A 12358-nucleotide genomic window follows, 5' to 3' on the forward strand; every position below is an offset into this window, starting at 1 on the left:
TTGTGCTTGTCGGGGGTGAACAAGGCGCTTCCGCTTTTCTACTTCGCGTCAAACCATGTAGGCCCATAGGCGTAATCAACCTTTAATGGAACTTTTAATTGAATGGCATTTTCCATTACATCAGGGACGACTTTCTTTAACTGTTCAATTTCATCCTCTGGTGCTTCAAAGATTAATTCATCGTGAACCTGAAGCAAGAGCCGTGAATTCAGTTTTTCTTGTTTTAAACGATTGGCCATATCAATCATTGCCTTCTTAATAATGTCGGCAGCACTTCCTTGTATCGGTGTGTTCATCGCAGTGCGTTCTGCAAAGCTTCGGAGGTTAAAATTTCGGTTCGTAATTTCTGGCAAGTATCTCCTGCGATGCAGCAGAGTGGATACATAGCCTTTTTGTTTAGCATCATAAACAATATCTTCCATATATTGCTTAACACCTGGATAGCTCTCTAAATATCGATTAATGAATTGACCTGCTTCTTTTCGTGTAATTCCTAGACTTTGAGAGAGCCCATAATCACTAATGCCGTACACAATTCCAAAGTTAACTGCTTTTGCATGGCGGCGCATATTCGAAGTAACTTCATCTTCAGTTACATGAAAGACCTCCATTGCGGTCTTTGTATGAATATCCATATCTTGATTAAATGCATCAATCAGCTTCTCATCACCAGCAATATGAGCAAGTACTCTTAGCTCGATCTGCGAATAATCAGCAGCAAAGATCAGCCAGTTCTTTTCAGAAGGAATAAATGCTTGGCGAATTCTTCTCCCTTCCTCCAGTCGAATAGGGATATTCTGAAGATTAGGATCTGTTGAACTTAATCTTCCAGTTTGAGTAAGAGCCTGATTGAACCTTGTGTGAACCTTCTCATTTTCTTTATTCACAATTTTTAATAAGCCCTCAATATACGTAGACTGAAGCTTTGCAAGCTGGCGATAAAGGAGTATTTCCTTAATAATATCATGATCCTGCTCAAGCTTTTCAAGGACATCAGCAGAAGTTGAGTAACCTGTTTTTGTCTTTTTAAAGACAGGAAGACCTAATTTATCAAATAAAATAACTCCCAGCTGTTTAGGGGAATTAATATTAAATTTTTCTCCGGCTAATTCATGAATACGCCCTTCAATATCAACTAGCTTTGATAAAATCTCATCGCCCATTGCCTGTAAACGCTCAAGATCCATTTTAATCCCTGTCGATTCCATATCAGCTAAAATAAGAGAAAGCGGCAATTCTAGGTCATAGAATAATCCATCCTGCTGATTTTCTTTAAGCTCCTGATCCAGCTTATCGTTCAAAGATAGTAGGGCATCAGCCTTTCTAGATAGATGCTCCGCAAGCTTCCGCTCCTCAGGGATGATTCGCTTTGCACCTTTCCCATAAAAAGCATCATCTGATTGAATGGATGTATATCCATGTGTTTTTGCAACAGAACTCACATCTTCAATCGTTTCAGATGGATTGATTAAGTAGGCAGCAATAAGTAAGTCAAATGTAATCCCTGATAAATGGATTCCATGATGACGCAGGGAAACTTCAGATCTTTTTCCATCGTAGACGATTTTCTCTTTACTTTTGTCCTCAGCCCATTGTTTAAAAATCGGAGATGCGATAGCCTTCTCAGCTGAAATAAAGAATATTCCTTTTTCATTTCCTACCGAAAATCCAATAATATCAGCATAATGGTAATTATCTTCTAATATTTCTACATAAAAAGAATTTATGTCAGAAAAAATTTCCTCTGTTACCTCTTCAACGATCGTAAACTCTATTTCCTCTAAATCTTCTTCTTCAACACCGTCAAAGTCACCGAGCTTGTCTAATAAAGAGTTAAAGCCAAGCTCTTTATAGATTCTGATAACCTCGTCTTTTTCAAATCCTTCATATTCAATTTCATTTAGCTGTACGTCTACCGGGGCTTCTCTTGTAATCGTAGCGAGCTCTTTACTCATTATTGCCTGGTCTTTAAATTCCTCCAGCTTTTCCTGCAGTTTTTTCCCGCTTACTTTATCGATTGATTCTAGAAGGTTTTCCAATGTTCCATGCTCTTTTAATAATTTCAAAGCTGTTTTTTCCCCGACTCCCGGAACTCCAGGAATATTATCGGAGCTATCTCCCATTAATCCTTTCATATCGATAATTCTTTCTGGTGTGATTCCATACTTATCAGCAATATGAGCAGGGGTGTATTCCTCTATGTCAGTAATTCCTTTTCGGGTAATGGCTACTGTTGTTTTCTCTGAGCTTAGCTGGGTTAAGTCTTTGTCTCCTGAAATCACCTTTACTTCAAAGTCATCCTTCTCTGCGTGAAGTGAAAGTGTTCCGATAATATCATCTGCTTCATAGTTTTCCAGTTCATATCTTGGAATCTGATAGGCATCCAGCAGCTCTCGAATGAACGGAAATTGCTCTGATAATTCGGGTGGCGTCTTTTGTCTTCCGCCCTTATATTCACTAAACGTCTTATGACGAAAGGTTGTTTTTCCTGCATCAAATGCAACAAGAATATGGGTAGGTTTTTCATCCTCCAGAATTTTTGATAACATCATCGTAAAGCCATAAACTGCATTTGTATGTATGCCTTTATCATTATTCAGCAGCGGCAAAGCAAAAAAAGCCCGATAAGCAATGCTATTTCCATCAATCAACACTAATTTTTTCTTCAAGTATATTCCACCTCTTTTTCACCATTAACATAGCATTCCTTTAAAAAACCGTTATTTCCTTTCTTCATTTTACCATGAGCAAACGAAGAAAGAAAAATAACGGTTTTTAATCAATTTCGGCTCGGCGAAATTGCGCCCAGATTTTTATCGAGCTGGCTCGATAATTTCCCCTAAAAATCTGAGGCATCCGCCGGAGGCTTAACTTCATTCAGCCGGGGTTTGAATCCCCACTGAAATAGATACCTTTTTTCATTCTTCTCCCATTTATAGAAGTGGTAGATGAATGCTGAATGAAGTTAATTAATTCGTGTAGCCCATTAATAGTCGGGCGTATGGTGAATCTGACGGCAGAACGATAACCGTTTCGCCATTTATAGTCTTTTTATAGGATTCTAATGTTCTGTATAAGGAGTAGAAGCTAGGATCCTTTGAAAATGCCTCATTATAAATTTTCGCAGCTCCTGATTCCCCATCAGCTCTAATTTCCTCTGCATCCGCCTGTGCTTTTGCCAAAAGCTCTCTTACTTGTTTATCCGTATCGGCAATAATCCGATTTTTATTGGCATCCCCTTTAGATAAGTATTCCTGTGCTGTTGATTCACGTTCAGATATCATTCTCGTATATACAGACTGTTCGTTTTCAGCCGGTAGATCGGTACGTTTCATTCGCACATCTGTGACGACAATACCGTAATTATCCTTTGCCAGAAGCTCGTTTACCTTTTCCGTAATTCGATCATTTAATGACCCACGGGAGGATTTCTCATCATTAATAATCTCTTCGTAGTTTAGCTGCCCAAGCTCTGTACGTGTAGTGGAATAAATAAATTCCTCCATTCTTGTTTCAGCACTTTCAAGCGTTCTCGCATTGGCAATCATCTTCTTCGGATCTTCAATTCGCCAAACAGCATAGTTATCTATAATAATCCGCTTTTTATCTTTTGTATTAATTTCAGCTTCTGATACATCATACGTTAGCTGATATTTTGGCAGCGTAGAAACACTTTGGATAAATGGAATTTTATAGCTTAAGCCAGGCTCACTTTCAATTCTAACAACTTCACCAAATTGGCGAATCACTTTATACTCTCCCTCTTTTACAATAAAGAGGTTGCTGAGAATGATTCCAATTATAATTAGCAGAATTACTAAGAAAACACCACTTTTAATATAGTTTCGCCATTGGGTGTTTTTTCCGCCGCGCTCATTAATATTAATTACATTATTATCACTCATTGTTTATTTTCACTTCCTTCCTCTGTTTGTACAGGCTGTTCTTTCTCAAGAGGCCTGATTGGGAAGTATTTCAATGTGTTTCCATCATCGTTCATAATATAAATTTCTGCATCTGGAAGAACCTGTTCAAGTGTTTCAATAACAAGTCGTTCTCTAGTAATGTCTGGATTATTCTTATATTCTGCGTAAATTTTATTGAAAACAGCTACATCCCCTCTTGCTCTTTCAAGTCGTGCTGCTTTTTCCCCTTCAGCTTTATAGATTAATGCATCCTTCTCACCTTGTGCTTCATTCATTCTTTTATTTACATACTTTTTTGCTTCGTTTTCTTTAGTATTGGCAGTTTCTCTGGCATCCGTCACATTTGTAAATGCCTTCCGAACTTCATCATTCGGAAGCTCTACATCTTGAAGCTTTACAGCCAAAATGGATAAACCAATATCATATTTTTCAATTAAAGAGCTTAATAAATCCCTTACATCGGCTTCAATTTTTGCCTTCCCAGATGTTAAAGCATCATCAATTTTGGAGTTTCCAATAATACTTCTTAAAGAAGCCGAGGTAGCATCATATAGAATTTCTTCGGGATTACTAGAATTGTATAGGAATTTTTCTGGATCGGTAATTTTCCACTGCACTACAAGATCAGCGAGGACGATGTTTTCATCCCCTGTAATCATTTTTGTCTCTTCTGGAAAGTCCTTCATTTGGCCGTCTTTTTCTTCAAATCCAAATTGAAGACTGAATGTTTCTTTTGAAACTTTCTCTACGCTTTGAATTGGCCATGGCAATTTGAAATGGAGACCTGGTTCTGTAATTCCTTCCTCAACCTTTCCAAAAGTTAAAATCACAGCCTGATCAGATTCATCCACCGTATACCAAGTAGTCAAGGCGGTGATGCCCAAAATAATAATTAGCAGTACAAGGCCAGTTACTGTATATATTCTTTTTAAGCTGACCATACTCTCTCCCCTTCCTGTTACAGGTTCTTTACAATTAATACGTTTCATTAGCCTAAAGGTTTCATAAAATTGCAAAAAAGACGAAAGCGGGGTTTGCTTTCGTCTTTTTCATTTTCCTTTGGATGAAGGGGTTCTTCATACATGATTCTATCAAGCAATTATTAAGCTAACATTTGCTAATTGTTAAGAACATGTAAAATAACCATTCACTTCATCCATCAGTAGCCTTTAGGAAGATTTTTATTCAGTTCAATAAAAAAGGTTGTCCCTTCCCCTATCTTACTTTCAACCGAAACATTTCCTTTATGCGCTTCGACTAAATGCTTGACGATAGCTAACCCTAAGCCTGTTCCGCCGGAATTTCGGCTGCGGGCTTTATCTACACGATAGAATCGCTCAAATATTCGAGGGATTTCTTCCTTCGAAATTCCGATACCTGTGTCCGCTACTTTAATGAAAACCTTCGATTGAGATTCTTTTAATGATATTGAAACACTTCCGCCATTTGGCGTATAAGTAACAGCATTATTGATTAAATTCAAGAAAATTTGTTTGAGCCGGTCTGCATCACCCTCGATGAGGATTGGATCATTTTCTTTCTCGATCATTAAGCTAATTTCTCTTTCTGCAGCTTTTTGGTCTAAAATCGCTATTACTTCTTCAAGAGTATCTGCAATATTGTATGACTGAATAGACAGATTAAAATTTTGCTGCTCAATCTTCGATAAATCTAATAAATCGTGAACAAGAGACTGTAGTCGGTCGCTCTCCTGCAGAATAATTTTCAAAAACGCTTCTAAAGATTGTTTATCCTCCATTGCTCCATCTAAAAGTGTTTCCGAAAAACCTTTAATCGATGTAATGGGTGTTTTCAATTCATGTGAAACATTTGCAACAAAGTCCTTCCTCACTTGCTCAAGCTTCTTAATATCTGTAATATCATGAAAAACTAAAAGGACACCCTTCCACACATCATTCGTTCCGATAATTGGCACTCCATAAACCTCAAAATGCCTCCGTCCACTTCCTAATGGAATAATAATTTGCTTCTTTACTTTCTCTTCAGTCATAAATATTTCTTCTATAAGAGAAACAATTTCGCCATACTCTATTACTTCATAATAAAGCTTATTCATATACTCAATGGGATTTACATTAAAAATTTCTTTATATGTACGGTTAAGCATACTGATAAATCCTTTACTATCGATCAATATCAATCCGCTTCCCATATTTTCTATAAGAGCTGAAAGCCGGTCCTGCTGCATTTCTTGAGTTTTTCTCATATCTTGCAAATTTCTTGCCAGCACATTAATCGATGCACTTAGCATACCGGTTTCGTTATTATGGTCTTCATAAGTACGAGCACGGTAATTCCCCTTCGCTAGCTCAATCGCTGTTTTCGTTGCGGCCTCAATAGGTTTTGTATATCTTGTTGTCATTCTTGATCCTAATAATAATATGACAATAAATGAAATGCTCAGAATGATCGTTAACAGCTTCCATATCTGTTTATAAGCATTATTTATTTCAGTCATATGGGTACTTAGAAAAATATAGCCTTCTTTTTTGCCTGATAGCGAGACTGGGTGCCAATAATAATGTAAATCGTACACTCCAGTATCTTTAATTAAGTGATGGCTCATATCCTTATAAGCAATCATTTCATGAATAATCGATTGATGCTTTTGATTACTCAAATAATCCTTTAATGGGTCGCTATCATGAATGATTGCACCAGACATATCAACAACAGTTACTCGTGCATCAAGCATTTTGCTGTAATTATTGATTTCTTCCTTATTAATCGATTGAATACCGCCTTCATCTTCAATAAAGTTCGATAACAATACACTTTCCTTTTTCAGCCGCTCATCAAAAGCATTCAAGTAATAGCTTTTAAAAAGCTGTCCTAATAGGACACCAAGTCCAATTAATACAGCAAATATTAATGTAATTAAACCAAACAGAAGCCGTGAGCGAAATTTGGCCATTCTCATTTAGGCTCCTCAAGCTTATATCCTAATCCGCGAATAGTTTTGATATAAATGGGCTTTTTCGTATCAGCCTCGATCTTTTCTCTTAAATGACTTATATGGACATCCACAATCCGAGTGTCCCCAGCAAAGTCATAGTTCCATACCGCGCTTAATAGCTGATCTCTTGTTAATACACGTCCCTTATTCTTCGCTAAATATAAGAGGAGTTCAAATTCCTTCGGAGTTAATTCAAGTAGCTCATCTTCAAAATAGGCTTCATATTGATCAGGGAAAATCTTTAAGCCTACAATTTGGATATACTCTAATTCATCTGCAGCATCTTCCATAGCCTCTGACAACATCTGCGTCCTTCTCAAAATAGCCTTGACCCTAGCTACAACTTCTCTCGGACTAAAGGGCTTTGTCATATAATCATCTGCCCCTAACTCCAGCCCTAAAACTTTATCAAATTCATCATCCTTAGCAGTCAGCATTAAAATGGGTGTCATGACCTTTTCTTGGCGAAGTTCCTTACATACCTCAATCCCATCCATTTTTGGAAGCATAAGATCAAGTACAATTAAATCAGTCTTTTCTGAGATGGCAAGATTCTTTCCTGTTTCTCCATCCATGGCAGTGATGACTTCATACCCTGCCTGTTTAAGATTGTACTCCAATAAAGTGAGAATGGACTGTTCATCATCAACTACTAATATTTTCTTACCCATGCTAACCTCCGTTTAAATCGGTATTCCCCTTAAATAACGTGATAAAAACCCCTTACCTCATCCTATTACTAATATATACTGACAGCGAAAATGTAACAAGAGTGACAAACATTTCAATATTCTGAGGAAAAGAAAAAGACATACGTCTACCATATGTCTTTTCGAAGAATCATTAGAAATTTTCAAGTGTGTCGCCGTCCATTGCTTGAATACGATGAGGCGGGCATACAAGTAATGTTCCATTAATGACCATTTCATCATCTTCATTTGTGCCTTGTACCTTAATTTGAATGGTATGACTGCTTTTACTAACTTCCGTGACCTCAAAAAGAAACTGGATAGTTCCATAGTGAAAAACAGGTTTAACATAATCAATTTCTTGCTTTAATATATGAGATCCCGGGCCAGGCAAATATTTAGAAATGGCTGAATTTATGATGCCATTCAACATAATGCTTGGAACAATTGGCTTTTTATATGGTGTTTGTGATGCATAGTCATGCTGAATATAAAGTGGGTTAGCGTCATTCGTAAGACCTAAATAGAGGAGTAAATCCTTATCCTCAATTTTTTCTGTTAAGGTTAATTTTTCCCCTACATTTATTTCTGCAATTTTCCTTCCAAGTTTTCGCTTTTTCCCAAGTAACAATTTTGGGCACCTCCATCTTCATGTAAACGTTTCCAACTTTTTATCTGATTACTGTTAAATTATTTTGTTTATTAAAACATTATACCACCTTTATCCATCATGATAAAGTTCCAATAGGAGGGCCAAATTTTTAGTTTTTAAAAAATTCGGAGGGCATCCCTCCGAATTTTCCATTGTATGATTATGCCAAAACATCCATCACGCTGCGTACAGCTTCAGCAGACTTATCAAGCGCTGACTTTTCATCTGCAGTAAGCTCAAGCTCGATTACTTTCTCAATTCCGTTAGCTCCAAGGATAGTCGGTACTCCTAGGTAGATTCCTTCATAACCATACTCACCCTCCAGGTAAGCAATTGACGGAAGAACACGACGCTGGTCTTTAAGTATAGCTTCACACATTTCAACAAGAGAAGCTGCAGGTGCATAATAAGCACTGCCATTACCAAGAAGATTAACGATTTCTCCGCCGCCTTTACGAGTACGTTCTACAATCGCATCTAAACGGTCTTGTGGAATTAATGTTTCTAGAGGGATTCCTCCAGCATAAGAATAACGCACTAATGGAACCATATCGTCTCCATGTCCGCCAAGAACAAAACCAGTAATATCTTTAACGGAAAGATTTAATTCTTGTGCAATAAACGTACGGAAACGAGCTGTATCAAGAACACCTGATTGCCCGATTACACGATTTTTAGGGAAACCTGTTTCTTTAAAAATGGTATAAGTCATTGCATCTACAGGGTTTGTTAACACAACTATAAAGCTGTTAGGCGAGTATTTCACAATTTCCTGTGCTACACTCTTCATAATCTTTTGGTTTGTTTGTACTAAATCATCCCTGCTCATTCCTGGCTTACGTGCAATACCAGCTGTTACTACAACGATATCAGAATCAGCTGTTTCTTCATAGTTTGAAGTTCCAGTAATATTTGCATCAAAGCCTTGAACTGGACTTGCTTCAAGCATGTCTAAAGCTTTACCTTTTGCAGGGTTTTCCATTTGTGGAATATCAACTAATACTACATCTCCAAGCTCTTTTTGGGCAAGTAAAAATGCAGTTGTTGCCCCAGTAAATCCACTGCCAATTACGGAAATCTTTTTGCGTTTTAAAGACATTAGAGTTCCTCCCTTGGAATGTTCAGGTATTTTAAATATGTAAAAAGGAGGCTGCAACTAGACGGGACCAAGTGCTTATTAGCCTTTGAACCTTCATGAACAGCCTCCATTATATATATATATTACTCCATATTTTTAATTAATTCATCCCCAAATTCAGAACATTTAACTTCTGTTGCACCTTCCATTAAGCGAGCAAAATCGTAAGTAACAACTTTAGATTCAATAGTCTTTTCCATTGATTTTACGATCATATTTGCTGCTTCGTTCCATCCTAAGTGTTCTAACATTAATACACCAGACAGAATAACAGATGAAGGATTCACTTTGTCTAAGCCCGCATACTTGGGAGCAGTCCCGTGTGTTGCTTCGAAGATGGCGTGTCCAGTTACATAGTTAATGTTTGCTCCTGGAGCGATTCCAATGCCCCCAACTTGAGCAGCAAGTGCATCAGAAATATAATCACCATTTAGGTTCATTGTCGCAACTACATCAAATTCTTTTGGTCGTGTAAGGATTTGCTGTAAGAAAATGTCAGCGATGGCATCTTTAACGATAATCTTACCAGCAGCTTCTGCATCTGCCTGAGCTTTGTTAGCAGCTTCAGTGCCTTCAGCATCCTTAATACGATCATATTGAGCCCAAGTGAATACTTTATCCCCGTATTCTCTTTCAGCAAGCTCATAACCCCAGTTTTTAAAGGCACCTTCAGTAAATTTCATAATATTACCTTTATGTACTAGCGTTAATGATTTACGTCCCTCTTTAATAGCATACTCAATTGCAGCACGCACTAAACGGCTCGTTCCTTCTTCAGAAACTGGTTTAATTCCAATTCCAGATGTCTCAGGGAAACGGATTTTATTTACTCCTAGTTCATTTTGAAGGAAGGAAACTAATTTCTTTACTTCATCTGAACCATTTGCGTATTCAATTCCCGCATAGATATCTTCAGTATTTTCACGGAAGATTACCATATCTGTGTCTTGTGGGCGTTTAACAGGTGAAGGAACACCTTCAAACCAGCGAACTGGACGCAAGCATACGAAAAGGTCTAATTCTTGGCGCAGCGCTACGTTTAAAGAACGGATACCTCCGCCAATTGGAGTCGTTAATGGACCTTTAATTGCAATTAAATAATCGTTAATGACATCTAGAGTTTCAGATGGAAGCCATTCGCCTGTTTGATTAAAAGCCTTTTCTCCCGCTAATACTTCTTTCCAGACAATTTTACGCTCGCCATTATATGCTTTCTCCACAGCAGCGTCTAATACTCTTGAAGATGAAGCCCAAATGTCTGGACCTGTTCCATCTCCTTCGATAAAAGGAACTACTGGATTATTTGGTACATTTAATACACCATTACTTACCGTGATTTTTTCACCTTGCATGATTATTCCCTCCATTTTTTGAAAAGCATTGACATATCCCTATGGCAATTCACAATCTAGGGTGTCAAACCTATCTATCAGAATCAAAGGTTAGATGGCTTTGAGCCCCTAACCTTTATCTGCTCTATTTATTACAGAATTTTTCCAATTTGAAAATATTCCTGTATTTCTCACATTATTTTTCTGTCACCCAAAGCTTATCCTCTTTGCTTGATTGGAACATATTTCTGCATGCCGGGACCAGTATAATCTGCACGCGGACGGATTAATCGGTTGTTATCATATTGTTCTAAAATATGAGCCAGCCAGCCTGACACACGGCTTACTGCAAAGATTGGTGTAAATAAATCATGATCAATACCTAAGCTATGGTATACAGAAGCAGAATAGAAATCAACATTTGGCGGAAGATTCTTCTCACCCGTTACGATATTTTCAATTTTTGTAGACATTTCAAACCAATGCGGTTCACCTGTCAGTTCTGTTAATTTCTTAGACATGTCTCTTAAATGCTTAGCACGCGGATCGCCTTTGCGATAAACGCGATGTCCAAAGCCCATAATTTTTTCTTTCTTTTCAAGCTTGCCGCGAACATATGGTTCAACGTTTTCAAGTGTACTAATTTCAGTTAACATTTTCATAACTGCTTCGTTGGCCCCACCGTGTAATGGTCCTTTTAAAGCCCCGATTGCGGCTGTAACACCTGAATAAACATCCGATAATGTCGCCACACAAACACGTGCAGTAAATGTTGAAGCGTTCAACTCGTGGTCTGCATGAAGAACAAGTGCCTTATCAAAAGCTTCAATGGCAATGGCTTCAGGCTCTTTTCCTGATAACATATATAAGAAGTTTGCAGCAAAGCCAAGATCTTTTCTTGGTGCAATTGGGTCAAGACCTTTTCTAATTCTTGAAAATGCTGTAACGATTGCAGGCATTTTTGCTTGCAGACGAATAGCTTTGTTATAATTAGATTCTTTATCCATCAAGTCGGCTTCTTCATCGTATAATCCTAAAAGAGAAACAGCTGTACGTAAAGCAGCCATCGGGTGTACTTGATCAATCGGATACATTTTAAAATGCTCTAATACTTCCTTTGGCAATTCCATATTTTCTGCTAATTGATTTTTTAAATCCTCTAATTGTGATTGATTCGGAAGCTTTCTATGCCAAAGCAAATATATCACTTCTTCAAAGCTTGCATTTTCAGCTAAATCATCAATGTCATATCCTACATATGTTAATGTATCATCAATGATAGAACTAATTGATGATGTTGTAGCAACTACCCCTTCAAGACCGCGTGTAACTGTCATACTGACTCTCTCCTTTACATAATAAGATTTCCCCATACCCTTTTGTCTGTTTATCATGTTCTAAGCTAAATCCTTATGACTTTTTAATCAGGTACATCTGATATATGGGCAACAACTTCACCCTTTTAAGTCGACAAATGTCGAACTACAGACCAGTTAAAATTGATAAAAAGGCAACCTATTAAATCTCTTATTCCTTGATTGGAATTAATCAATATCACATAATCGATTCGAGCGAGTGCTCGGTAAACAACTAGAATGAAAATGCTTACATTTCCATTCTATAATAAATATATAGAAATAATAGT

Annotated in this window: 9 protein-coding genes; all 9 read right to left on the reverse strand. The window is 37.5% G+C overall.

Annotated features, from left to right (window positions below; translation table 11 throughout):
* Positions 1-38 precede the first annotated feature (38 nt).
* The 9 genes from polA to citZ all read right to left on the reverse strand — a co-directional run bounded on the left by polA (position 39) and on the right by citZ (position 12050).
* A complete protein-coding gene (polA, locus tag V7122_RS20010) occupies positions 39-2669 on the reverse strand; it encodes a DNA polymerase I (protein WP_335528577.1) in 2631 nt (876 codons plus the stop codon).
* Positions 2670-2969: 300 nt separating this feature from the next.
* Positions 2970-3905, reverse strand: coding sequence for a protease modulator HflC (hflC, locus tag V7122_RS20015; protein WP_335528578.1), 936 nt, complete (start codon positions 3903-3905; stop codon positions 2970-2972).
* Positions 3902-4867 carry an FtsH protease activity modulator HflK gene (hflK, locus tag V7122_RS20020; protein WP_335343853.1) on the reverse strand — a complete coding sequence of 322 codons (966 nt, stop codon included), beginning with the start codon at positions 4865-4867 and terminating at the stop codon, positions 3902-3904. The genes hflC and hflK overlap by 4 nt, the downstream gene beginning before the upstream one ends.
* 218 nt (positions 4868-5085) lie before the next feature.
* The gene (gene pnpS, locus V7122_RS20025; RefSeq protein WP_335343854.1) at positions 5086-6861 is read right to left on the reverse strand and encodes a two-component system histidine kinase PnpS; all 1776 of its coding nucleotides are present in this window, start codon (positions 6859-6861) and stop codon (positions 5086-5088) included.
* Between the two features lie 2 nt (positions 6862-6863).
* A complete protein-coding gene (locus V7122_RS20030; RefSeq protein ID WP_335343855.1) occupies positions 6864-7574 on the reverse strand; it encodes a response regulator transcription factor in 711 nt (236 codons plus the stop codon).
* Between the two features lie 172 nt (positions 7575-7746).
* Positions 7747-8223, reverse strand: a complete 477-nt coding sequence (locus tag V7122_RS20035; protein WP_335343856.1) for a MaoC/PaaZ C-terminal domain-containing protein — start codon at positions 8221-8223, stop codon at positions 7747-7749.
* A 181-nt stretch (positions 8224-8404) separates the two neighbouring features.
* Positions 8405-9343 (reverse strand): malate dehydrogenase, encoded by a 939-nt coding sequence (gene mdh, locus V7122_RS20040; RefSeq protein ID WP_335528580.1) that lies wholly within the window; start codon positions 9341-9343, stop codon positions 8405-8407.
* Positions 9344-9465: 122 nt separating this feature from the next.
* The gene (gene icd, locus V7122_RS20045; RefSeq protein ID WP_335343868.1) at positions 9466-10737 is read right to left on the reverse strand and encodes an NADP-dependent isocitrate dehydrogenase; all 1272 of its coding nucleotides are present in this window, start codon (positions 10735-10737) and stop codon (positions 9466-9468) included.
* 194 nt (positions 10738-10931) lie between these two features.
* A complete protein-coding gene (gene citZ / locus V7122_RS20050; RefSeq protein ID WP_335343858.1) occupies positions 10932-12050 on the reverse strand; it encodes a citrate synthase in 1119 nt (372 codons plus the stop codon).
* Positions 12051-12358: the final 308 nt, after the last annotated feature.

Source organism: Bacillus sp. JJ1532 (assembly GCF_036965085.1).
Lineage (GTDB): Bacteria > Bacillota > Bacilli > Bacillales > Cytobacillaceae > Cytobacillus.